The 21,079-nt window shown below is 48.4% G+C and carries 32 protein-coding genes; 30 read left to right on the forward strand and 2 right to left on the reverse strand.

The window, feature by feature from the left end; genetic code table 11:
* Positions 1-72 precede the first annotated feature (72 nt).
* The 30 genes from RJP21_RS30160 (at position 73) to RJP21_RS31485 (ending at position 20,024) form a co-directional block, all read left to right on the forward strand.
* Positions 73-555, forward strand: a complete 483-nt coding sequence (locus tag RJP21_RS30160) for a phage terminase small subunit P27 family (protein ID WP_310862495.1) — start codon at positions 73-75, stop codon at positions 553-555.
* Positions 536-2,326 (forward strand): terminase large subunit, encoded by a 1,791-nt coding sequence (locus RJP21_RS30165; RefSeq protein ID WP_310862496.1) that lies wholly within the window; start codon positions 536-538, stop codon positions 2,324-2,326. Before RJP21_RS30160 ends, RJP21_RS30165 begins: the two co-directional genes overlap by 20 nt.
* Positions 2,327-2,347: 21 nt before the next feature.
* Positions 2,348-3,679, forward strand: a complete 1,332-nt coding sequence (locus tag RJP21_RS30170; RefSeq protein WP_310862497.1) for a phage portal protein — start codon at positions 2,348-2,350, stop codon at positions 3,677-3,679.
* A complete protein-coding gene (locus RJP21_RS30175) occupies positions 3,612-4,235 on the forward strand; it encodes an HK97 family phage prohead protease (protein WP_310862498.1) in 624 nt (207 codons plus the stop codon). The genes RJP21_RS30170 and RJP21_RS30175 overlap by 68 nt, the downstream gene beginning before the upstream one ends.
* Before the next feature lie 13 nt (positions 4,236-4,248).
* Positions 4,249-5,478, forward strand: a complete 1,230-nt coding sequence (locus RJP21_RS30180; RefSeq protein WP_310862499.1) for a phage major capsid protein — start codon at positions 4,249-4,251, stop codon at positions 5,476-5,478.
* Positions 5,479-5,540: 62 nt separating this feature from the next.
* Positions 5,541-5,762, forward strand: coding sequence for a hypothetical protein (locus RJP21_RS30185; RefSeq protein WP_310862500.1), 222 nt, complete (start codon positions 5,541-5,543; stop codon positions 5,760-5,762).
* A complete protein-coding gene (locus tag RJP21_RS30190; protein ID WP_310862501.1) occupies positions 5,746-6,288 on the forward strand; it encodes a head-tail connector protein in 543 nt (180 codons plus the stop codon). The genes RJP21_RS30185 and RJP21_RS30190 overlap by 17 nt, the downstream gene beginning before the upstream one ends.
* 9 nt (positions 6,289-6,297) lie before the next feature.
* Positions 6,298-6,774 (forward strand): hypothetical protein, encoded by a 477-nt coding sequence (locus RJP21_RS30195; RefSeq protein WP_160037313.1) that lies wholly within the window; start codon positions 6,298-6,300, stop codon positions 6,772-6,774.
* A 6-nt stretch (positions 6,775-6,780) separates the two neighbouring features.
* A complete protein-coding gene (locus RJP21_RS30200; RefSeq protein WP_310862502.1) occupies positions 6,781-7,134 on the forward strand; it encodes a hypothetical protein in 354 nt (117 codons plus the stop codon).
* Positions 7,118-7,588 carry a phage neck terminator protein gene (locus RJP21_RS30205; RefSeq protein ID WP_483874807.1) on the forward strand — a complete coding sequence of 157 codons (471 nt, stop codon included), beginning with the start codon at positions 7,118-7,120 and terminating at the stop codon, positions 7,586-7,588. Before RJP21_RS30200 ends, RJP21_RS30205 begins: the two co-directional genes overlap by 17 nt.
* A gap of 5 nt (positions 7,589-7,593) precedes the next feature.
* Positions 7,594-8,595: a DUF3383 family protein gene (locus RJP21_RS30210; RefSeq protein WP_397386305.1), complete on the forward strand. Its 1,002-nt coding sequence runs from the start codon at positions 7,594-7,596 to the stop codon at positions 8,593-8,595.
* Between the two features lie 14 nt (positions 8,596-8,609).
* A complete protein-coding gene (locus RJP21_RS30215; protein ID WP_310862505.1) occupies positions 8,610-8,999 on the forward strand; it encodes a phage structural protein in 390 nt (129 codons plus the stop codon).
* Positions 9,000-9,031: 32 nt separating this feature from the next.
* Positions 9,032-9,337, forward strand: coding sequence for a hypothetical protein (locus RJP21_RS30220; protein ID WP_310862506.1), 306 nt, complete (start codon positions 9,032-9,034; stop codon positions 9,335-9,337).
* A complete protein-coding gene (locus RJP21_RS30225; RefSeq protein ID WP_160037318.1) occupies positions 9,297-9,494 on the forward strand; it encodes a hypothetical protein in 198 nt (65 codons plus the stop codon). Before RJP21_RS30220 ends, RJP21_RS30225 begins: the two co-directional genes overlap by 41 nt.
* 44 nt (positions 9,495-9,538) lie before the next feature.
* Positions 9,539-11,737: a phage tail tape measure protein gene (locus RJP21_RS30230; RefSeq protein ID WP_310862507.1), complete on the forward strand. Its 2,199-nt coding sequence runs from the start codon at positions 9,539-9,541 to the stop codon at positions 11,735-11,737.
* The gene (locus tag RJP21_RS30235; protein WP_310862508.1) at positions 11,738-12,289 is read left to right on the forward strand and encodes a phage baseplate protein; all 552 of its coding nucleotides are present in this window, start codon (positions 11,738-11,740) and stop codon (positions 12,287-12,289) included.
* A 10-nt stretch (positions 12,290-12,299) separates the two neighbouring features.
* Positions 12,300-12,626 (forward strand): phage baseplate plug family protein, encoded by a 327-nt coding sequence (locus tag RJP21_RS30240; RefSeq protein WP_160037321.1) that lies wholly within the window; start codon positions 12,300-12,302, stop codon positions 12,624-12,626.
* A complete protein-coding gene (locus RJP21_RS30245; RefSeq protein ID WP_160037322.1) occupies positions 12,619-13,407 on the forward strand; it encodes a phage protein in 789 nt (262 codons plus the stop codon). The genes RJP21_RS30240 and RJP21_RS30245 overlap by 8 nt, the downstream gene beginning before the upstream one ends.
* Positions 13,404-13,799, forward strand: a complete 396-nt coding sequence (locus tag RJP21_RS30250) for a Gp138 family membrane-puncturing spike protein (protein ID WP_310862509.1) — start codon at positions 13,404-13,406, stop codon at positions 13,797-13,799. The genes RJP21_RS30245 and RJP21_RS30250 overlap by 4 nt, the downstream gene beginning before the upstream one ends.
* Positions 13,781-14,143 carry a DUF2634 domain-containing protein gene (locus RJP21_RS30255; protein ID WP_310862510.1) on the forward strand — a complete coding sequence of 121 codons (363 nt, stop codon included), beginning with the start codon at positions 13,781-13,783 and terminating at the stop codon, positions 14,141-14,143. The genes RJP21_RS30250 and RJP21_RS30255 overlap by 19 nt, the downstream gene beginning before the upstream one ends.
* Positions 14,133-15,311 (forward strand): baseplate J/gp47 family protein, encoded by a 1,179-nt coding sequence (locus RJP21_RS30260; protein WP_310862517.1) that lies wholly within the window; start codon positions 14,133-14,135, stop codon positions 15,309-15,311. Before RJP21_RS30255 ends, RJP21_RS30260 begins: the two co-directional genes overlap by 11 nt.
* A 1-nt stretch (position 15,312) precedes the next feature.
* Entirely contained in the window at positions 15,313-15,945 is a 633-nt protein-coding gene (locus tag RJP21_RS30265; protein ID WP_310862518.1) for a hypothetical protein, read from the forward strand.
* A gap of 13 nt (positions 15,946-15,958) precedes the next feature.
* Positions 15,959-17,497, forward strand: a complete 1,539-nt coding sequence (locus tag RJP21_RS30270) for a tail fiber protein (protein WP_310862511.1) — start codon at positions 15,959-15,961, stop codon at positions 17,495-17,497.
* Between the two features lie 13 nt (positions 17,498-17,510).
* Positions 17,511-17,822: a hypothetical protein gene (locus RJP21_RS30275; RefSeq protein WP_310862512.1), complete on the forward strand. Its 312-nt coding sequence runs from the start codon at positions 17,511-17,513 to the stop codon at positions 17,820-17,822.
* A 19-nt stretch (positions 17,823-17,841) separates the two neighbouring features.
* Positions 17,842-17,982 (forward strand): hypothetical protein, encoded by a 141-nt coding sequence (locus RJP21_RS30280; protein WP_201452233.1) that lies wholly within the window; start codon positions 17,842-17,844, stop codon positions 17,980-17,982.
* 74 nt (positions 17,983-18,056) lie between these two features.
* Positions 18,057-18,467 carry a phage holin family protein gene (locus RJP21_RS30285; protein ID WP_160037328.1) on the forward strand — a complete coding sequence of 137 codons (411 nt, stop codon included), beginning with the start codon at positions 18,057-18,059 and terminating at the stop codon, positions 18,465-18,467.
* Positions 18,460-19,170, forward strand: coding sequence for a glycoside hydrolase family 73 protein (locus tag RJP21_RS30290; protein WP_310862513.1), 711 nt, complete (start codon positions 18,460-18,462; stop codon positions 19,168-19,170). The genes RJP21_RS30285 and RJP21_RS30290 overlap by 8 nt, the downstream gene beginning before the upstream one ends.
* 234 nt (positions 19,171-19,404) lie before the next feature.
* Positions 19,405-19,683, forward strand: a complete 279-nt coding sequence (locus RJP21_RS30295) for a hypothetical protein (RefSeq protein WP_310862514.1) — start codon at positions 19,405-19,407, stop codon at positions 19,681-19,683.
* 12 nt (positions 19,684-19,695) lie between these two features.
* Complete coding sequence (locus RJP21_RS31380; RefSeq protein WP_397386306.1) at positions 19,696-19,878, forward strand: YolD-like family protein; 183 nt, start codon at positions 19,696-19,698, stop codon at positions 19,876-19,878.
* A 53-nt stretch (positions 19,879-19,931) separates the two neighbouring features.
* Positions 19,932-20,024 (forward strand): hypothetical protein, encoded by a 93-nt coding sequence (locus tag RJP21_RS31485; protein WP_483874809.1) that lies wholly within the window; start codon positions 19,932-19,934, stop codon positions 20,022-20,024.
* Positions 20,025-20,067: 43 nt separating this feature from the next.
* Here the strand turns inward: RJP21_RS31485 and RJP21_RS30305 are convergent, their stop codons facing one another.
* Entirely contained in the window at positions 20,068-20,490 is a 423-nt protein-coding gene (locus RJP21_RS30305; RefSeq protein WP_310862515.1) for a hypothetical protein, read from the reverse strand.
* A gap of 147 nt (positions 20,491-20,637) precedes the next feature.
* On the reverse strand, positions 20,638-20,916 hold the full coding sequence (locus RJP21_RS30310) for a hypothetical protein (protein ID WP_310862516.1): 279 nt from the start codon (positions 20,914-20,916) through the stop codon (positions 20,638-20,640).
* Positions 20,917-21,079: the final 163 nt, after the last annotated feature.

Here is a 21,079-nt window from a genome sequence, read left to right on the forward strand (position 1 = left end):
AGAGACCGCGCGCCCCTCTAATGCGAAAAAATGTCCCCAGCGAAAGTTTCAAATGGGTAAGGAGGTTATGGAATGGCTGAAATTGTAAATTTCGATCACATGCGGATCGGCGCAAAGGGCGGCGGCAAGCATTGGACCGAAAAAGAGGTAAAGGCCAGGGAAGCAGCCGCCCAAAAGTTCGAGCGCAAGAAAAAGAAGAAATTAAAAATTCCTGTTTGGCTGAGTGATGAAGCCAGGAAGGTTTGGCGAAAGACGGTCAAAGACATGGAGGAATTCGATGTCCTGGACAAGGTGGACGAGGATGTGCTTGGAACATATTGTGACGCGGTAGCCCGATACCAAGAAGCGAATAACCTGATTGAAATCCATGGTTATACGGAGGTCAACGCTCAGGGCAACAATGTAGTCAGTGCACACGTCAAGCTGGCCCAAAGCTATGCACGTATTATCTTGTCTTATTCTAATAAGCTCGGACTTAACGCGGAGGCTCGGGCGCGCCTGGCCAAGAAACTTGCGGACGCCGAGGGGGATCCGAATGAGGACCTTTTCGACTAACCCCGAGTGGGATGATGTCCACCCTACCCATAGGTATGCTGCCGAAATCGTGTCCGGGCTGCGGATCAGCTGCGAGCTGGAACGTCTTGCCGCCGAAAGGCATTTGAGAGATTTAAAACGACAGGGGACCGACGAATTTCCGTATGTCTTTGATGAAAGCCGGGCAGACCGAATATTTGACTGGTTTGAAAAATGCTGCCGTCATGTTCGCGGACCGTTCTCCGGCCAGCTGATCGAGCTGCTCCCATTTCAAAAATTTGATCTTGGGTGCATTTTTGGTTGGGTCCATAGGGAAACAGGAAAGCGACGATTCAAACGGGCATTCAACATGCGGGCGCGAGGAAATGTTAAATCAACAGAAATGTCAGGCCTTGCCCTGTATGGAATGTGCGGTGATTGTGTGTATCCACCCGGTAACCCATCCCTTAAACGGTATGAGGACAGTCCGGAAGTGGAATGTGCTGCGGTTGACAAGACGCAGGCTAAACGGGTTTGGCTCGACGCTCAAAAAATGGGTGAAGCAAGCCCGGATATTCTCAAGCGCTTGCGAATTAAGCGGACTTATGTTGAGCATGCCAAGCGCGGCGGATGGTTGCGCCCATTGTCCAAAGACACCAAGAACAAGGATTCCGGCGCTCCGTGTATGGTCATTATTGACGAGTATCACGCGCATCCGAGTTCTGAAATTGTGGACGTGCTATATTCCGGTTTTGGGAAGAGGCTGCAATCGTTGATGCTCATTATTTCCACGGCCGGGAAGGATGCCGAAAACAGTCCGTGCAAGAAGGAGTATGATTCCCTTTCGAAAATGATGCGGGGCGATATTCCTATGGACGAGGAATACTTCGTGATGATTCGCGAACTGGACAAAGAGGATGATCCTCATGATGAAAAGGCTTGGCCAAAGGCAAATCCGATCCTTCAGGAAGATAATGAATATTCCCAGGAGCTCCTAAGACAGATCAGGGCGGAGCACAATGCAGCCTACAACACCGGTGACCCGGATAAGATCAGGGAGTTTCTGACAAAGCGGGTAAACCGCTGGCAGGCGGATAGCGAGAATAAATATATGTCCGGCATTATGGATAAATGGAAAGCGCTCGGAATTGATCGAGACGCTTTTTTGCGTTTGGTTTATGGCCGAGATACCTGGGCAGGGCTAGACCTTTCAAAATCAACGGACCTGACGGCGGATGGATTTGTTTTCAAACTGGATGATGGCCGGTATGCTGTGACAGCTCATGGATTTATGCCGGAAGAAACGGCAACAAAACATGAGCACTCGGACCGTGTTCCTTATCGCTTTTGGGCGAAAGATGACTGGTGTACGTTAACGGAAGGTGCCGTGACCGACTACCGGTATATCAAAAGCCATATTCAAAAGATGGAGAAGGAACAGCAGTGGAACATCTTGGAGCTATGTTACGACCCGTACAATGCCACGCACTTTACCCAAGAGCTTGAAAACGAAGGTTATGAACGCGTTGAAATCCGCCAAGGGGTCCAGACGCTTTCGGAGCCTACAAAGTTCTTCCGGGAGTTGGTCTTGAAAGGGCTGATCGTCCACGACGGGAGTCCCCTGCTAACCTGGTGCCTGTCAAACGCTGTGGAAATTGTGGACAACAACGGGAATATCAAACTATCCAAAAAACATAAAGACGATAGCCAGCGGATCGACTTGGCGGCGGCCATCATTAATGCCATGGTCCGGGCTATGGTTTCAAAAGACAAAAAATCCATCTATGAAACGCAAGAAATCAGGGCTTTTTAACAATTTTTCGATAAAAAGGAGGTGAAAACACTGAAAATCCCATTTGTTTCACGGTTTTTGGAGAAAAGAAGCGACTCCTCTGACCTGAGCAATCCTAAACGCTGGTTATACAGTGCTCTGGGTATTCCATTTGGTAGAAGTATCGTCGTGACGGAAAAAACGGCTTTGCGATCCACGGCAGTCTTGACTTGCGTCCGCATTTTGGCCGAAACGGTTGCTTCGCTGCCATTGCCCGTTTACAAACGGCTGAAACCGAGAGGGAAAGAGCGGGTCAGCCACCGCGTAGCGGACTTATTGCAGCGGTCTCCGAACCCTAGAATGACGGCCTTTACCTTTCGGGAAACGATGATGACGCACATTCTTCTTTGGGGGAACTGCTACGCAGAGATTGAATATGATGCCCTCGGCGAAATTCAAGCGCTGTGGCCGATCCCTCCCCATCGTGTGGAACACATGGAGACAAATGATGGTCATCCATTCTTTAGGGTGACGACTTCCGATGGCAAACAACATAATGTCCCATTCTACGCCATGTTTCATATTCCTGGACTTGGATTTGATGGCAAGAAAGGAATATCAGTCATCCAGTGGGCGAGGCAGGCGATAGAATTATCCCTTGCTACCGAACAATTTGGGGCTGAATTTTTTGCGAATGGGACAAACGTGGGGGCGATTGTTACCCACCCTTCTACCTTAAGCGAACCGGCTTATGAACGTTTGAGTAAGTCGCTGAAAGAAAAGTATGAAGGATTGGGAAAGGCTCACCGGCTGATGCTGCTTGAAGAGGGAATGACATTTTCGAAAAATACGATTCCGCCGAATGACGCACAGTTCCTGGAAACGAGAAAGTTTCAAATTCTCGAAATTGCCCGGATCTTTCGCGTACCGCCCCATATGATGGCGGACTTGGAGCGGGCAACGTTCTCTAACATTGAACAGCAGAGCACGGATTTCATTGTTCATTCTGTCCGCCCCTGGCTGATCAGGTGGGAACAAACCATCAACTGGAAGCTGTTCACCGAAACGGAACAGAGGCGGTTATTCGCTGAGTTTCTTATCGAAGGGTATCTTCGAGGGGATTCGGCGGCAAGGGCGGCATTCTATAAGGAAATGTTCAACCTTGGTGCTTATTCGCAAAATGACATCCGTGAGAAGGAAAACGAAAACCCGATTCCTGGCGGGGATCGATACTTTGTGCCTCTGAATATGATCCCTTTGGATATTCTCGACAAATATTACGAAGGTAAATTCGGGTCAGGATTTAACGAAGGAGGTGAGAATTCAAATGAAAGAAACGAAGGAACAAAGGGAGCTGATGCTACCGGGGAGCCTGCCAGAAGTCCGGAAGCTTGATGGAGAACCGACAAAGATTATTGGTTATGCAGTCCGTTGGGGTCAACTATCGCATCCAATTTTAGGGTTGTTCCAAGAAAAGTTTGAGAGAGGGGCTTTTACAGAGTCCTTAATAAATCCGGATGTGTACGCAGCTTGGCAGCATGACAGCAGAGAAATACTTGGGAGAACACCTAACACATTGGCCCTTATTGAAGACGATATCGGTCTGAGATACGAAATTACCCCTCCAAGTTGGGCTGAAAAATACATTGAGACGATCGAGCGCGGCGATGTGCGAGGATCGTCTTTTATTTTTCAAGTCCTCAATGAAGAGGACGAGGATTGGGATTATGAAACTAATCCAAACATGCCGATTCGTTCAATTCGGAAAGCGCAGCTTTTCGAGGTAAGCCCGGTAACGTCCCCGGCCTATCCTCAGACTTCCGTAGGTATACGATCAGCAGAAGACGTATTTCAAGCACGACCGAAGCCTGAGCTTCCAAAAGAGAAGGAATTACAACGGGCAGCGGCATTGCTTGATTTGGACATGAGATTGAAAAAATTAAATCTGTAAGGGGATGACTCATTTGAAAAATCTGATCGAATTGAGAAAGAAGCTTGCTGCTAAAAAAGATGAAATGCGTGCACTTATTACCACGGCACAAACCGAAAAGCGGGGCTTCACGGACGAGGAAGAAAGCAAGTTTACAACTTGGGAGGAAGAAGCCCGAGCGCTGGAAGATGAAATCAAATTAGAGGAACGAGCACAGCAACTGGCAATGTCAGCCGGAGGCACCAAACGTACTCCAGATGACCCGCAGCATGAATCCGAATTCCGGAGCTTCGGGGATATGGTGAAAACTTACCGGGAAAATCCCCAAGATCCAAGGCTGAAAGAGTACCGCGAAATGGCTATGAGCAATAACACATCTGGCGGAATTTTTGTGCCTCCGCAATTTTCTGCACAATTGTTTGAGGTTACGCCGGAATCGGCTATTGTCCGGCCTCGGGCCTTAGTCATTCCTGCAGATGAGAATACGCCGGATGCAAGCATCACATTCCCAGCGCTTGACCAGGGAGCAGGAAGCAATATGTATGGCGGTGTCGAGGTAAACTGGATCGGCGAGGGGGACGAAAAGCCTGAAACAAACGCGAAATTTAGGGACTTGAATCTTACGCCTCATGAAGTTGCGGGCCATATCGTGGTTACGGATAAGCTGCTTCGAAACGCGTCCGCTATTAATACCATCGTAACCCGTTTGTTCCGCGGGGCAATCGCTGCTGCTGAAGATGATGCTTTCCTGTATGGCAGCGGAACTGCTAAACCAATGGGGGCTATTAATTCAGCGGCTTGTGTCACGGTAGCAAGGAAGACGGCTGCAACCATCTCGTATTTGGATATCGTCGGAATGCTTGCAAAAGCGAAACTGGGCGGAGAACTGGTTTGGTCTGCTTCGCAATCGATTTTGCCTCAACTGCTTACTATGAAAGACGAAGCCGGAAATCTGATTTTCCAGCCTAATATTGCAAACCGTTTATCGGGCACCTTGCTTGGATATCCGATCCGATTCTCCGAGAATTCTCCAATCCTTGGGGAAGAGAGCGATCTTGTACTTAATGATTTTGGATATTATGTCATCAAAGACGGTGCGGGGATTTTCATCCAGGCATCCGCGCATCCACTTTTCAAGCAGAACAAAACGATTATCAAGGCGTTTTGGAACGTGGACGGCAAGCCTTGGCTTAATGGGCCGCTGAAGCTCAAAAACGGCTATGAGGTATCGCCATTTGTGAAGCTGGGGATTCCTAAGCCTTAAAAATGATTAGCCCGGGTCCCCGGGCTTGATCTTCAAAAATAAAAAAAGAGGAGTGTGCGACGATGGCAGAAAAAACAAAACACTACCATGTGATCCATTCGTTTGTAGACAAGGATACGGACGAAATTATTGCCGCCGGATCAATTTATGAAGCCGACGAGGAGCGGGCAGCTCAATTGAAGGCGGCCGATGTAATCGGCAAAGAAGCTACCAAGGCAGAGGTCGACGCGGCCATGAAAAAAGATGCCCCATCGGACGGTGTCGTAGATGCTGGCGACGCTTAAAACCGCCAAGCGCTTTATGGGGATTCCGGAGGATGACCATTCCCAAGATGCGGACATCCTTTTGGCGTTAAAGGCTGCTTCAATCGCAATTGAACGGGAAGCGGACCGGAGTTTCGAGAAAAGGACCTATCAACAAACCTTGGATGGCCCTGGGACGCAGTTCCTTAGGCTTCGAAATTATCCCGTGCATTCGGTATCAAAATTGAGAGTGGAAGGAAAGGAACAGTCCGCAGACTCTTTTGTAATCGAATCAGAAAACGGCATGTTGTTTAAACGCTCTGAATGGCCCTGTGGGCCACGCATTATCGAGGTGGAATATTTGGCCGGGTATGTTCTTCCGAACGACGAGGAAGGCGCTGAGCCAGCCACATTGCCCGAAAATATAACACTAGCATGCATCATGTATGCTCAAATGCTCATGCGCACTCCGGGAATCTCCTCGGAACGGGTGGGCGACATATCCGTGAGCTATAAAGACGACGGAGTGGAAATGCCTGCTGTCATTAAAGCTCTGATTCGATTGTGAGGTGATGGCATGCCTCGTGCGACAAGAAGAAGGGCGAGAAGGGCAAATGTCGAGGTCACAGAGCTTACCTATTTGCCGGATATCCTGAAGAAGCTCGAAGAACTGACCAAATATGAAGTGCATATCGGAGCTTCCGGCGATGCCGAAACGGCCATGATCGCAGCTATCCACGAATTTGGTTCCGCTAAAGCCGGGATACCGGCGCGGTCTCCGATCGGAGGCGGGAAACGGAAAGCCCAGGCCGCTATATCCAAGTTGGTCAAAGCCGGAGTGAATGAAATTGTACTGAAGAATGAAACGGCCCGAGGTTTGCTCGAAAAAGTGGGTCAAACAGGGCTGCAAAAAATGATCCAAAACTTCGATAAAATCAGGCAGCCGCCACTCAACCCGATCTATGCGCGACGTAAAGGGAGCAACAAAATTCTCGTTGCCCAGGAAAAGAAGCTGCGGGACTCGCTTAAATTCATTGTCGTCCGGAAGGGGTGAGCGATTTTGCGGCAATTCCAATTTGCGGGGATAATGCGAAAGTATTTTCGCCCGTATATCCTCGTGCGTCCCGGGGAGACAAAAGGGTATGACGAATATGGTGATCCAATCCCATCTGATCCGGAGCGGATCACCCTGCAAGGGCATATTCAGCCGCTCGATGCCAAGCTTACGCAGGCGGAAGGGGGAAAGTACACCGCAGAGGACAAAGCCCTTTATACGTTGTCGGAGCATGCTGGCGGGGATTTGATTGAATATCAAGGGAGCCAGTACATTGTCGACGATCCGGCATTACGAGACTACAGCGACATCAAGAAATATCTACTGAAAAAGGTGGTTGCCAATGATCCCGTACAATGAAATCCGGAAAACGTGGGTCCAAGGGTTGAAAGAAGCCCTGCAATTGCCGGTGATCAACATGAACGGCGGCGGAGACATGCCCAAGACTGCATTTTTGACGTACAGCATATCCGACGGGGTGCCAGGTCAAAGTATATTAAAGACCCAACACAACGGAAAGCAGCTCCTTCAGGAGACGGTGAAATTTACCGTCTCCTTTTTGTCGTATGCCGATGACAATGTAACCAGCACGACCAACGCATTGAAGGCCCGGGATTGGTTTAAAACAACCGGCCGACAGGCCCTGAAGGATTTGGATGTGATTGTATCCTCTATCGGCAATGTCGATAACAGGGACATCACCATCGGGGTTGAGTGGGAACGCCGTATGGGCTTTGATGTGGAGCTACGGACCACGGATACGACCGAACAGGAGCTTATACCAATCGAAAAAGTAAATCTCAGAAGGGAATGAACGCTTTGAGCAATATCAATGACGTATCCGTCGTGATTGACATTCAGCGCCCCACGCCGATCATCGGCATGGGGAAACCGCTGATCATCGGTTCGAGCGCGAACGGCCAGGATTATAAAGTGTACTCCGATCTGGAAGCGGTAAAGGAAGATCATGCCACAAATACTGAGGTATATAAGGCCGCATTTGCTTTGTTTAATCAAGGCGACCACTCTCCGGAATCAATCGCCGTTATGCTTTATAAAACGGGTGACGTTATCACGGACTTTTTGCCGACGATTTTTAATAAAGACTGGTACTATGCGGTGTCTACCAGCAGCACGCTTGCGAATATCACAGCGATTGCTGATGCAGTCGATGCGGACGATTCACGGTTGTTTTTTGCAAGCACCAGCAGCTTGGAAGACCTGGGGAAAATCCATGCAAAGAATTACAAACGCACCGTGGCGATGTATCACGAGGATACATCGAACTATCCGGAGGCGGCATGGATCGGCCGGGCAGGATCGGCGCCAGCAGGCAGCCTGACATGGAAATTTAAGACGCTCAACGGCATCAAACCGCTGGAACTGAGCAAGACGGAGTTGGAACAAATCCATGCGATGAATGCCAACACCTACGTGACCAAGGCCGGAGACAACGTGACAAGTGAAGGGAAAACCGTCTCGGGCGAGTACATCGACATTATCCAATCGCAGGATTATTTGGTGCAGTCCATTAATTTGGCGGTACAGAAGCTGTTTAACCGCAGCGATAAGGTTAGCTATGACAACAACGGCATTGCTCAAATCGAAAGTGAAGTCAAAATAGTCCTTAATCGTGCTGATTTGAACGGCATGATTGCACACGACGACGACAACTTGCCGCTGTATAGCACCGATTTTAAATCGAGGTCGCAGGTGGATCCGGCGGACCGCGAAAAACGTGAATACAACGGCGGGACATTTACCTTTGAACTGGCCGGAGCCATCCATAAAACCAAAATCAAAGGCTTAATTAAGCTGTAAGGAGATGAAAAACCATGCAATACGATCCAATGGACCTGACTGTCACCGTAGGCGGCGTATTTATTACGGGGTTTTCCGAGGACTTGGCCGAATGGGAGAAGGACGAGGATAACAAGACGGCCAAAGTTGGCGCCCAGGGAGATGTTGTGACCAGCAAGGTAAACAATCCTCTGGCAACGTTGACGATTACGCTGCTCCCGACGAGTCCGCAGGTCGCCTATTTGGATAAATTGGCCGTAACGGGTCAAGAGGTGCCCGTATCTGTCATTTATAACGGCGAACCCAAAGAAAGTATCACATGCACCCGGGCGTTTGTTAAGAAGCCGGCAAGTAGGACCTATGGTAAAGAGGCAGAGGATCGGGAATTTGAAATTCAAATGCTTGATCATAAAACCAATCAATAAACAATTCAAGTGATTAAGGGAGATGAAATGCTATGTTTAAACAAAAAAATTACAAGTCCAAATTGGGTAAGGAGTACACGTTCCAGCATCCAGGTGTTCGGATGGTATCTAAAATTAACGATGCCTGCAAAAATAAACACGGCGTTGTGCTCGAAGAGCGGCTTGCCGAGGAAGTGCTGAAGCATGTTATTGTCGCACCCAAGCTGAAAATTGAAAGCTTCGACGAATATTCCGAATACTCCGAAGTCATCAATGCCGCATATACCTTCATCACCGGCCAGGATCGGGAGGGAGAAGATGATCAGCAAGAAGGAGGCCCAGAAGAGGGCCAAGAATAACTGGCGTTATTGGCGGCTGCTGCTATCGGAAATGAATATCTCATACTCCGATCTGAATCAAATGGATGACGACGATATCGCAGAGGCGAACGCTGCCCTGGATATCCATATCAAGCAGCAGCAACGCGAAATGAATAAGGCTAAAAACAAGAAGTGAGCGCCCGAGTGGCGCTCTTTTTTTTATGGTGAGGTGATGCAGCTATGGCCGGTGGCGTCATAGGGAATCTTATGTTTGCCGTGGGCTTCAGAATTGGTGATAGCGCCCTGAGAAGAGCCCAAAATCAAGTGAATTCCTTACAAAACACCGTGTTTGCCCTCGGAGCAGCTGCAGGGATCGCCATGGGTCAATTTGGCGCTGCGTCTATTGGTGCGGCAGCAGACTTTCAAAAATCCATGGCTCAGGTCCAGATGGCAACGGGCGCCACCAACGAGCAGATGGAGGCTACAAGAGCCATCGCCACCGAATTATACAATCAAAATTTCGGCGAGTCGTGGCAGGACCTGGGAAGTGCCATTGCAACTACCAGCCAGATCACCAAGCAGCAGGGCAAGGAACTAGAAAACACCACGAAAAACGCGCTCCTTATGCGGGATGCGTTCGGCTTCGAGATCCCCGAATCGGTCAAAACGGCCAACACGTTAATGAAGCAGTTTGGCATCACCAGTGACCAGTCCTTTAATTTGATTGCACAAGGCAAGGAGAAAGGACTGGATTTTTCGGGCGAAATGCTGGATACCGTCAACGAGTACGCAAACCAGTTTCAATCCTTGGGCTTTTCGGCTGAAGAGATGTTTGATACTTTGGCTGTCGGCTCAGAAAACGGCGCATTTAATCTGGACAAGGTTGGAGACGCGGTGAAGGAATTTAATATCAGGGCGAAGGACGGCAGTAAATCGACGGTGGAGGCCTTCCAGATGCTGGGTCTGAATGCGGATCAAATGATGCATACATTTGCCGCAGGAGGGCCGCAGGCGAAGCAGGCATTCCAGCAAATCATGCAAATGATTGCCGACATTGAGGATCCTGTGGACCGAAATACGATCGGCGTCGCCTTGATGGGATCGCAGTTTGAAGACCTTGAAGTAAAAACGATTACCGCCATGGGTACCGTTCGCAGTCAGTTCGACATGACCAAGGATAAGATGGGCGAGCTGAATCAGATCAAGTTTAATACGCCCGGGGAAGCCGCCGCCCGAATCGGTAGGCAGCTCCAGACGAATTTGCTGATTCCTATTGGCGAAAAGCTGCTCCCTTACTTGACTAGGTTTTCGGAATGGCTTGAAAAGGCCGGGCCAGAACTTCAAAAGGTAGGGGGCGATTTGGTAGATGGACTTGCCAAAGGGATATCGATCGTTACCGACGCGGTTGAATTTTTCGTCAAAAACATTGATGTGATCGGTCCAGCACTTGCTCCGCTGGTTGTTGTCCTCGCTGTACTTGTCGGTACGTTGATGTGGCCATGGATCGCATCCCTATGGGCTTCCGTCGTTGCTTCTTGGGCGCTTATGGCCCCATGGCTGCCATTTATCGCTTTGGCCGTGGCTATCGGTGCAGCAATCGCGGGAATTATCCTGATATTTAAAAATTGGGGCTCAGTAAGTACCTGGTTGGTCAACGTGTGGAATGCCTTTAAGGCTTGGGTCGTCAATATTTTTAACAGCATCGTTGACTTTTTCCGAACCTGGGGACCGACAATTCTGATTGTGCTCGGCGGGCCGATCGTTTGGGTCGTGGCCCTCGTCATCAAGTATTGGGACCAGATCAAGGCGTTCACGATGTCGATATTTACAAATATATCGAATCGGCTGAAAGCGATATGGGATGGCATCAAAAACAGCATTTCCAATACTGTAACGGGCATCTGGAATAAAATCACAGAAATCTGGAATCGGATCATCGGATTCCTCAAAGGCATCAATCTCTTTGACATTGGCCGGAACATCATAGAGGGCATGGTAAACGGGATCAGCTCCATGGCGAACGCCGTCGTCGACAAAATGAAAGAGATCGGCAATAGTATCACGGAAAAAGTAAAGGGCATCCTCGGAATCCACTCGCCGTCCAGAGTCATGATGGAGCTGGGCTTTTACACCGGCGAAGGTTTGGCGAAAGGTATCGATGGCACACAGGACCGCGTATCGGCGGCATCCGCTGGCTTGGTCGATGAAATCACGACATCCGCAAGCACAGCTCCCGCAAAAGCGACCTTGGCCCCCGCGAGAGCGGCCACAGGACATGCTGCCGGGTCTATGGATATCAAGGTAAACATCGATCTGCGGGCAGACGCTTCGAGCGCTACGGTGGCGTCTGATGTGTCTCAGGAGGTACGAACAGTGATACAGCAAGTCATCGAAGAGGCGATTCGCCGTATGGGTCTGCCTGAACCGGAGGTGATCTAGTTGGCGACAATTGATGGCAAATACATTTGGGTAGAAAAGGAATCGCCTAATTTTGATGTGGACATCACGAGTCAACCGGTGGAAAAAGACATCGACATGACAGACCATGTGCAACGTAAAGCGCGCACGCTGGCCTTAAATGGCATGGTAACGGGGAGCAAAGCTGCTGAAATTCATGCATATCTTGTCAATGCGTCCGATACCGGAAAAATTGTAAAGTACATCGGACGGATGGCCTTCAGCGGGTTGATTAGCGGTCTTTCGACGGAGCGCACATATCAGACCGCTGATGGCTTTACTTTTTCGTTTACACTTACCGAAGTGCGTGTTGCTCAATCCTCTTATGTAAGCAAGTTACCTGCCCCTGTGAAGGCACAGGCGGCCAAGATCGTTAATAGCGGTGTCAAGCAAACCAAATCAAAAAAGAAAACCAAGAGCACGAAGACGAAAGACAAAAAGAAGAAGTCGACCACCAAGAAAAAATCAACAACTAAAAAGGAGCCAGTCAAAAAAGTGAAATTTAAGAAGGGCAGCCCTTGGGCGGCTGATTAGGTGGGGATGAATGGATTACGAATATATTGAAATCGAAAAAGATTTAATCCCGTACCGGTTCGATATTTCGCTGGCCGATGAAATGTTCACCTTTGAAGTTCATTACAACGAAGAATTTGACTTCTTCACCGTCAATCTTGAAAAAAACGGCGAGATACTTGCGACCGGAGAAAAGTTGATCTACGGGCAGCCCTTGTTTTATGACAACCAGGACAATCGATACCCGAAAGTGCCGATCGTGCCATATGATGAATCGGAAAATGAAAGCGAAGTAAATTGGCGGACGCTCAATGAGAGCGTCTTTTTGTATGTGATCGAAGGTGATGACGATGGATAATTTTGGCCGCGTGGTCGAGGTCATGACAGCCAATATGAAGTTTTCGAGCGAACATTACAACATCGAAGGCAAAGTACCGTTTGATAACGATCCGCTGCCCAACGAATCTGAAATCAAAATCTGGAACTTGTCCGATAAAACCATAAATAACATTAAGCGTGGCGCGGTGATGATGCTGAACGCTGGTTATAAAGGCGATGTCGGCCTGCTGCTGCATGGCTATATTTCTAAGGTATCCACGACATGGGAAGGCGTAGACAAGATCACGGTAATCAACGTTTTGGACAGCGAAGACCTATCCAAACGCGAGGTCAAGGAAATCGCTTATGCCAAAGGGACACTGGCGAGCCAAATCATCAAGCAAATGGCCGGGTACATCGGCCTCCCGATTGCTCAAATGGAGCTTAATCAGGATTACCGATACCAGGAGGGATATACGGCCAAAGGCAAGGTAACGGAAATCATTGCGAAGGTTTGCAAGGATTGCGGGACATCCGTTTATATCAACAAAAATAAGCTCTATATCCGGAATTTGAGGCGTGGCGGTGATGCAGTCTTTAAGCTGAACAAGGATACGGGCCTGATCGGTACCCCGGGCCGATTCGAAGACGGGGGAACGAAAGGATTCAATATCAAAATGCAACTACAGCACCGGGTTACTACGGCATCGGTCATTGACCTAGAATATTCGCAGTTTACGGGCCGGACGCACGTCCGCAGCGGCTCGCATACCTTTAGCCGAACGGGGGATTTCGTTACGGAAGTGGAGGCGATTTTATGAGAACCGACCCTGCGGGCAGCATGTCCACGATTTTCGAATCCTTCAAAGCCAAGATTTTCAGCGACTTGCATGTGGGCTTTTTGTGCAAAGTCATTAACTTTGATTCCGGGAAGTGCGCGGCTGACGTTCAGCCATTGATCCGAACAACTTCCGACATACCGGCGATAATTCAGGGCGCCCAAGTCCTTGCGCATCGATTATCCGTCAACGGAGGAGAGCCGCAAGTATACAAGCCGCTCTTAAAACAAGGCGATGTGGTCTTTGTAGTCTGTGCCGATCGGGAAATCAAAAACGCTTTGAATGGATCGGTGGCCGCAGCAAGCACAGGCCGACAACATGATGTTAACGACGCAGTTGTATTGGGGGTGCTCGGATGCAATCTTTCAAGTTGATTGACGGGGATATTGTCTTTAATAGCAGCGGCGATTTGGAGATGATCGACGGCGACGAGGAGCTGGCACAATGTTGTGACATTGCTTTGGGGACAAATACCGGGGAATGGTTTCTGAATCCGGAAATGGGGATTGATTTCAGCCTGTTTCTCGGGAAGCATTTGAGCGAAGAGCAGATGCGGGATGAAATTAACCGGGGATTGCTTCAGGAAGAACGCATTTCCAGTGTAAACGAGATTGTGTTTAACCCGGATGAAAAGTCTCGGGTGATGGAAGTCTCCTTTGTCGCTACCAAAGCGGACGGAGAGGGGATTCAAAGTGAGGTGAAGATTGGTGCTGACTGAAAAAGGATTTCAACGAAGACGGTACGACGATCTTTTTTCGGAGGCTGAGGACAAAGCAAGGGAAGTTTATGGAGAACAGATAAACACTTCAGAAAGATCATTCCTCGGCATTATGCTGCGCATTTTCGCTTGGTTTTTGGCCAAAATTTGGGCCGTTGCTGAGGACGTATATAATAGTGCGTACATCCCAACGGCCACCGGAAATAACCTCGACAGGCTCGGGCCTTATGTCGGGATTACTCGTGTTTTAGATCAATACGCCTCGGGCGTTGTGAAAATTTCCGGCACACCGGGCCATTCGGAGGCGGCTGGTTTTCGTGTAGGTACCGAATCCGGAATCCAATACGAGACATTGGAGGATTTTACGATCGGGCCCGATGGGATGGTGCTGGTTAAGGTTGAAGCTATTGAACCGGGACAATCCGGGAATGTGGCCGCCGGACTGGTCAACGTTGTCGTCAACCCTAATCCGGATGTGACAGCCGTCACCAACCCCGAGCGGATCACCGGAGGCCGTGAGAAAGAGACGGACCCGGAGTTTCGTTCTCGCTTTGAATTGTCTGTAGCCGGGGGTGGATCGGCATCTCTTGATGCTATTCGGGGGGCGCTGCTGCGATTGGAAAAGGTTCGGGCGGCGGCCGTAATCGATAATAAGACAATGGAGGTTGACGCGGCCGGGCGGCCGCCGAAGTCCATACAAGTTTACGTCTTGGGCGGGGACGATCAGGAGGTGGCCGAGACGATCTTTGCTAAGCAGTCCGGCGGCATCGAAACCTATGGCGATATCAGCAAAGAGGTATTAGATTTGGGCGGGTACCCGCACACGATTAAATTCAGCCGTGCCGAAGAGGTGCCTATCTATGTCCGTGTTGAGGTCAGTAAAAATGACCGATATCCAGCTGACGGGGATGACCTGATCCGAAATGCCATTATCCGGTATATCGGCGGCGAAGACGCCGCAGGCAGTTATTACAATGGGTTGTCCATGGGCGCGCCGGTAGTATTTACCCGTCTGATCAGCGCAGTTTACTCGGTGGATGGTGTGGAAGATGTGGACGTAACGGTAGGGAAGAGCAGCGACAACATGCTTAGTCATAATGTCGATATCGCTCCTTATCAGGTCGCACAGACGACAGCGGCCCTTATCGAGGTGACGAGTCGTGTTTAATATGAAGGATATGCTCGGGCGGTTCATGGACGTTTTCAATAAAGATCCCAATTCAAACATTGGAAAGCTGATTGGTATCCTATACGGCCAGCTGAAAGAAGTCGGGGACACGCTGGAAACCGTCCGTGAATGGCGCAGCATCGATAAGGCCAAGGGGACCACCCTTGATATGATCGGGCAAAACATTGTCCAGCCGCGAGGCGCGGCCACGGACGAGATTTACCGGGTTCTGCTGAAATCCAAAATTGCCCGGAACCTATCACAAACCGACATTAATACCATTATCCGGGTTCTGGCGCTGGCCCTGAACTGCGATTACAGCGATATCCGCATCAAGCCCAAGTTTAATGACCCCGTCGACCCGGAGCCCGCCGCAATCTCCCTTATTCGGGTGCCTATTAAGCGGCTGAATGAGGTCGGCATGTCGCCTATGCAGTTTGGACAGATCATACAAAAGACGGTGGCTGCCGGTGTGCGGGTTGCCCAAATCGAGCTGGCCGGAACCTTTCAATTGTCTTCAAAATATGGAGCTTTGGAGACAGGACCGACCGGACTGGCCGATCCTGATATGAGCACGGGCGGCACGTTGGGCGAAGTATACGTACCGGGCCATGACTACACATTGCCAATATAGGAGGGAACACACGATGGCATTTACAGAGAAACTGCCCGAGTGGCACGCTGAAGGCATCGAACCGCCAGACTCCAAAAAGCAAGCAGGTTGGGACGTGGAGGACAGGCCTCCTGCTGGCTGGTGGAACTGGCTTTTGAACCGGACTTTTAAAGCCATTGAGGAGCTGCGGAACAAGGCAGCAGACAAACAATATGTTGATGAAGCCGTGGCCGGGGTGAAGGTGCCAGACGCTACCCTGACGCAAAAAGGCATCACGCAGCTTTCCAGCGCCACAGACAGCACGTCCGAGGCAATGGCTGCGACGCCGAAGGCAGTGAAGACGGTTAACGACGTGGCGGCAGCGGCACAGGCCAAGGCAAACGCTGCGGAGACACCTAGTGGAGCGCAGGCAAAGGCGAATACTGCCGAAACGAACGCGAAGTCATATGCGGATCAGAATTTTTATAATAAAACTAAGATCGACGCGGTTAATTTAGTTCGTAATGGAACCGCATTATTTGGGCTTCAAGATTGGGTCGTACAGGGAGGGTCATGGTCTTACTCGGAAAACGATGCTAACGTTGGCGGCTATTTTTATCCAAGTGCCGCGGTAGCTGCGGGTACACACATATTTATTGAATCCCAGCCTATCTATGTATTTACATCCACAAATTATTACCTGGGATGTACTTTCCACACGAACGGCGGGCTTACTTCTGACCTTGTTAGGATTGAGTTGGTCAATGCTAGCAGTGGCGTGGTGTTGGGGTCTATACGTGCGGACGATAATAAATGGTGGCATCGAAAGACGGTAGTAGTCAACACGGGGAATGTAGACACCGTTAAAATAAGACTTGTCGCTACCGGGCCGCTTACAAACGCAGCGACAGTTATACGCGGTTTCAGCCAAGTAACATTATCGATCGCGTCCGCTGACGTATACCACAATCAGGGAGATTGGCGGTCACTTTTTCAATCTGTCGCTAATGGGAAAACCAATATCGCTTCCGCCATTAGCGGCAAAGGAGTTCCTGCATCAGGAAGTGATACATTTGCGACGTTGGCGGCCAAGATCGGGCAGATCAGTACAGGGTCGCGGATGGAGTATTCTTTTAGACAGAATTCTATAAAGACTTCAGGCGAGTATATTCTTGCCACACTCCCTCCGCGTAGTATTTATTCATTTCAAACGAATTATGACAACAGTGAAGAAGCAATTGCTTACTCATACGTGGGTGATTTAGTTGCAGATGGTACACGTGCTGAATGCGCTGTTTCTTTAAAAGATTCGAAGGGTGTATACCGGGATGTTTTAAAAGCTGCTAGTTACAAACCCGGCGGAACAGGGGGCGTATCTCGCCGATTTAACAGACTTGAAATCAGTAACGGATATTTAACTCCCGGAAAATTAGAATTCCGTATCGAAAATGAAAATAATTCTTTGTCTGGTTGGTTCGCGTTGGGAACAAACATTGATGATACGCAAATATTAATGTTTAAGTACGATTTAATTAACCCACATGAAAACTGTTGGGTTACTTTTGGCTTAAAAGGTGTTAGTTATCGCGTATAAAGGAGGTATTTAGATGATTCTCGTGCGGTTTTCTAAGATTAACGACAACGTAGGTACGGTACAAATGATCGAGCACAATACAACGTCCACAAGTTCTCTTGACGACGGATTCTATTTCGAAAACATTATCGTTCCAGACCCGGTTCGTGATAACGGTATGCGGCCGGTGCTTCGTATTGATTTGAAAAAAAAAGAACTGTATTACGACTACTTTATTCCTGAAACCGTAGAAACGATGGTGACCGGATTACAACAAGAAAACGCAGAATTGAAGCAAGCCGTCGCCGAACTAACTATGCTTATGGCCGCAGCTCCTACGGCCTGATGAAAGGAGGTGAGCGATCATGCAATTCACCAAGGACAGCGGGCTTGTAAAGGTATGGGTAAGCTTGGTTATGGCCGGGACTTATAAGGTCGAGCAAGTACCGCAGCTTTATAACCTGAAAAACGTAGTAACGGAGGTTGTAAACGGAACAGCAGTATAAACTAGCGCCGCAAAAGGCGTTTTTATTTTGCCCTCGGAGCGATCTGGGGGCATTACTTTTAAAGGGGGAAGAACATGGATAGATGGGAAGTTATTAAGTGGGCCGCAGCATTAGGGGGGAGCGCAGCAACATATTTTTTTGGCGGGTGGTCCGGAGTTCTGGGCACGCTGCTTGTGTTTGTTATCATCGATTATTTTACTGGCGTCATAGCGGCAGGAGCGTCCGGGGAGCTGAAAAGCAAAAAGGGTTTGATCGGGATCGCCCGCAAAGCATTTATCTTCGCTATGGTAGCAGTTGGCCATCTCGTTGATGGCGTTTTAGGTGATAGCCATTTATTTAGGGACACCATCGCCTATTTTTATATTGCAAACGAGCTATTGTCGATTATAGAAAACGGAGGAAAGATGGGCGCTCCCATACCTCCCGTTATCCAGCAGGCAATTGAGGTGCTGAAGGGCAAAGGAGGCTTTAAAAAAGGTGATTAAATCCGAATTTATAGCAACGATTGCACCGTCGGCCGTCAAGGACATGCTTTTGACCGGAGTACCCGCGTCTTTGACGATTGCCCAAGCTGCGCTTGAATCCAATTGGGGAAGCAGCGGTTTAACCCGGCAAGCAAATAACCTTTTTGGAATTAAAGGGAAGGGGACGGCCGGGAGTGTAACCATGCCGACGACGGAATATGTTCAGGGAAAACCAATCAAGGTTAACGCTGCCTTCAGGGCTTACTTTAACTGGTATGAGTCCATTGCGGATCATTCCAAGTTGATTTTGAGGGGGACCAGGGATAAGCCGACACGATATCATGGCGTCCTTAACGCTGATTATAAAACTGCCTGCCATGAAATATGGAAAGGTGGCTACGCTACCGATCCGAATTATCCAACCAAATTGATCAGCATTATCGAGCAGTACAAGCTTCATCAATACGATAAACGGGAAGGAGGAGATGAACCCATGACAAAAGAAGAACGTGCTATGTTTGAAGAGCTGCAATCTACGGTTAAACAACAGGCTGAATGGATCAAGGAGCAGAAGGAGCTGGCAAACATGCCTTGCCCTGAATGGGCTAAGGACGCATTTAAGTTTTACAAGCCCTATATTGCTGATGAAACAGGGAGTTATGATTTTTGGAGGCAGCTGGTGATTAACTTCCGGAAGGAAACCGGGATGACCGTAAAGAAATAAAATTGCCAAGCGCTTGGGAATTTTATTTACAAATCGTTCCAAGTCACTTAAAATCAAATTAACATATACGGACGCGCCGTTGTGCAATCCGATAGCATCGGTAAAAAAAGCCCATCTCACAAGATTTGTGGGGTGGGCTTTTTTGTTTATTTTTTACATTGATTATCGAACTGGTGTTTGGATATAATTAAGAACAGTTGTTCTTATCATTACATAAATAGGAGGCGAGGAGGAGTGTTGTCGGACGCAGAGCGTAAAATACTCCGGATCCTTTTCAACTATTCCAGCGGCCGCAGGCGGTTGCCATCAATGCATGAGCTGACCATCAAAACAGGCCGAACCAAGCAGGACATAACATCGACGTTGCTATCGCTTGAAAGGCAAGGTTTTATCGAGTGGCCGGATAAGCAGCACGTCCAATCAATTTGTATCATCAAAGGCTGGGAAGACGAAGACAAAAAGAAGCCTAATCGATCGACATCGAGCAATATCGATTATTGGACTCAATATTAGGGAGGGAATCGCTTGGCAAAGAAGTTGGAAGGAAACGGGCTGTTCGAATCGTCTCGGATGATCTTGCCGGAACACCGTGAAGCGTACAACCGATATATGACCCACAAGGACCTGCGCCCTAAACCGGTAATCGATGAACAAGAATGGCAGCAGATCGGTCAGGCGCTACAGGATTCGTTTAACATGTTCCGGTGACGCTGGAACTTTATGACCCATATGAGGAGAAACAGGCGACCGGATTTGTCACCGTGATCAACATGTTTCGAAAGGAAATAAAATTGCGTTACGACGACGATTGGGATTGGATAAAATTTGATGATATCATTCAAGCGAAGATTTAGAAAAAAGCCCACTAACCTTTAATGGTCGGTGGGCTTTTATGTATCAAAGTAAAGCAGCAAGCTTTTGATATTCCTTCTGATCGCAGCGGCAGTAAATAGTACCTTCAAATGGACCGTCGGTAAAAGATATCACCGCAAGGGAATTATCCTTCCTTCTCCCGCCGATCGCTGCGCCAGCAAGTAAACCAATACCGCCCGTAAGGACCCCGCCTACAATTGCACCAGCAGCTGCTTTGCCAGCACTGCGTTTTCCTTTTTCATCCCACTCCATTTTAGTGACAGTGATCTTGTTTCCTGAGACCAAGAGGGTATATGGCTCGTCCCCTTTGGTAAATGTAACTCGACCGGCATTTACTTTTGGATGTCCGCCTATATATTCGAGCATGACAGCCTTGCCTGCACCAATGGCTTTTCCATCTGCCGTAGCCTTTTTCAAATCTTCTTTCATTTTATCGAAAATTCCCATGGTCCAACCTCCCTGTATTAAATCAATACCAGTTTATCAAGCATAGGAAAATTTAACCACAACAAAAGTGTGATTTCAGTAATGGTAAGTGTTTTTTTGGTGTATTTGATGGATAAATAAAGGGCCTATGGGCTGATCAATTTATGTTCAATCGTCATCCCCATAATACGTTTTGAGTGCTTTTTGTGCTATGCTAACAGGATCTTTATGTCCATCGGCTATTTTCATAAGAGCTTCTTCAAAAATGTCAAGCATATCAGATTTATAATTATCATCATTACACATTTCAGTGAATTCTCTTAATGATATTTTAATACCATCAATATCAGATTCGAGTAAGTCGCGCATTTTTCTTTTTTGCTCGATTCTCATCTTTTTTGCAAGTTCTTGTCTTTCGTTCCATTCGTCCCAATTAATTTCAAACAAATTACGTTGCTCCTTCCTTGATATTTTGATTTCAGTTTAACAGAGGTTGGGATAATATAACCATGATGAATCGATTTTTGATTGCATGTAGCCTAACATATAATAAGGAAGTTTCTCGCGAGAATTATGAACGACAACTATGATGTGCAGAAGAATTCGCGCA

The sequence above is a fragment of the Paenibacillus sp. VCA1 genome (genome assembly GCF_031583795.1).
Classification (GTDB): Bacteria; Bacillota; Bacilli; order Paenibacillales; family Paenibacillaceae; genus Paenibacillus_AQ; species Paenibacillus_AQ albilobatus.

What these genes read in the sequence shown, in the direction of transcription:
- RJP21_RS30160 (WP_310862495.1), top strand. Translation starts at nt 73, where the DNA reads ATGGCTGAAATTGTAAATTTCGATCACATGCGGATCGGCGCAAAGGGC.
- RJP21_RS30165 (WP_310862496.1), top strand. Translation starts at nt 536, where the DNA reads ATGAGGACCTTTTCGACTAACCCCGAGTGGGATGATGTCCACCCTACC.
- RJP21_RS30175 (WP_310862498.1), top strand. Translation starts at nt 3,612, where the DNA reads ATGAAAGAAACGAAGGAACAAAGGGAGCTGATGCTACCGGGGAGCCTG.
- RJP21_RS30185 (WP_310862500.1), top strand. Translation starts at nt 5,541, where the DNA reads ATGGCAGAAAAAACAAAACACTACCATGTGATCCATTCGTTTGTAGAC.
- RJP21_RS30190 (WP_310862501.1), top strand. Translation starts at nt 5,746, where the DNA reads ATGCTGGCGACGCTTAAAACCGCCAAGCGCTTTATGGGGATTCCGGAG.
- RJP21_RS30195 (WP_160037313.1), top strand. Translation starts at nt 6,298, where the DNA reads ATGCCTCGTGCGACAAGAAGAAGGGCGAGAAGGGCAAATGTCGAGGTC.
- RJP21_RS30205 (WP_483874807.1), top strand. Translation starts at nt 7,118, where the DNA reads ATGATCCCGTACAATGAAATCCGGAAAACGTGGGTCCAAGGGTTGAAA.
- RJP21_RS30215 (WP_310862505.1), top strand. Translation starts at nt 8,610, where the DNA reads ATGCAATACGATCCAATGGACCTGACTGTCACCGTAGGCGGCGTATTT.
- RJP21_RS30220 (WP_310862506.1), top strand. Translation starts at nt 9,032, where the DNA reads ATGTTTAAACAAAAAAATTACAAGTCCAAATTGGGTAAGGAGTACACG.
- RJP21_RS30225 (WP_160037318.1), top strand. Translation starts at nt 9,297, where the DNA reads ATGATCAGCAAGAAGGAGGCCCAGAAGAGGGCCAAGAATAACTGGCGT.
- RJP21_RS30230 (WP_310862507.1), top strand. Translation starts at nt 9,539, where the DNA reads ATGGCCGGTGGCGTCATAGGGAATCTTATGTTTGCCGTGGGCTTCAGA.
- RJP21_RS30240 (WP_160037321.1), top strand. Translation starts at nt 12,300, where the DNA reads ATGGATTACGAATATATTGAAATCGAAAAAGATTTAATCCCGTACCGG.
- RJP21_RS30245 (WP_160037322.1), top strand. Translation starts at nt 12,619, where the DNA reads ATGGATAATTTTGGCCGCGTGGTCGAGGTCATGACAGCCAATATGAAG.
- RJP21_RS30250 (WP_310862509.1), top strand. Translation starts at nt 13,404, where the DNA reads ATGAGAACCGACCCTGCGGGCAGCATGTCCACGATTTTCGAATCCTTC.
- RJP21_RS30255 (WP_310862510.1), top strand. Translation starts at nt 13,781, where the DNA reads ATGCAATCTTTCAAGTTGATTGACGGGGATATTGTCTTTAATAGCAGC.
- RJP21_RS30265 (WP_310862518.1), top strand. Translation starts at nt 15,313, where the DNA reads ATGAAGGATATGCTCGGGCGGTTCATGGACGTTTTCAATAAAGATCCC.
- RJP21_RS30270 (WP_310862511.1), top strand. Translation starts at nt 15,959, where the DNA reads ATGGCATTTACAGAGAAACTGCCCGAGTGGCACGCTGAAGGCATCGAA.
- RJP21_RS30275 (WP_310862512.1), top strand. Translation starts at nt 17,511, where the DNA reads ATGATTCTCGTGCGGTTTTCTAAGATTAACGACAACGTAGGTACGGTA.
- RJP21_RS30280 (WP_201452233.1), top strand. Translation starts at nt 17,842, where the DNA reads ATGCAATTCACCAAGGACAGCGGGCTTGTAAAGGTATGGGTAAGCTTG.
- RJP21_RS30285 (WP_160037328.1), top strand. Translation starts at nt 18,057, where the DNA reads ATGGATAGATGGGAAGTTATTAAGTGGGCCGCAGCATTAGGGGGGAGC.
- RJP21_RS30305 (WP_310862515.1), bottom strand. Translation starts at nt 20,490, where the DNA reads ATGGGAATTTTCGATAAAATGAAAGAAGATTTGAAAAAGGCTACGGCA.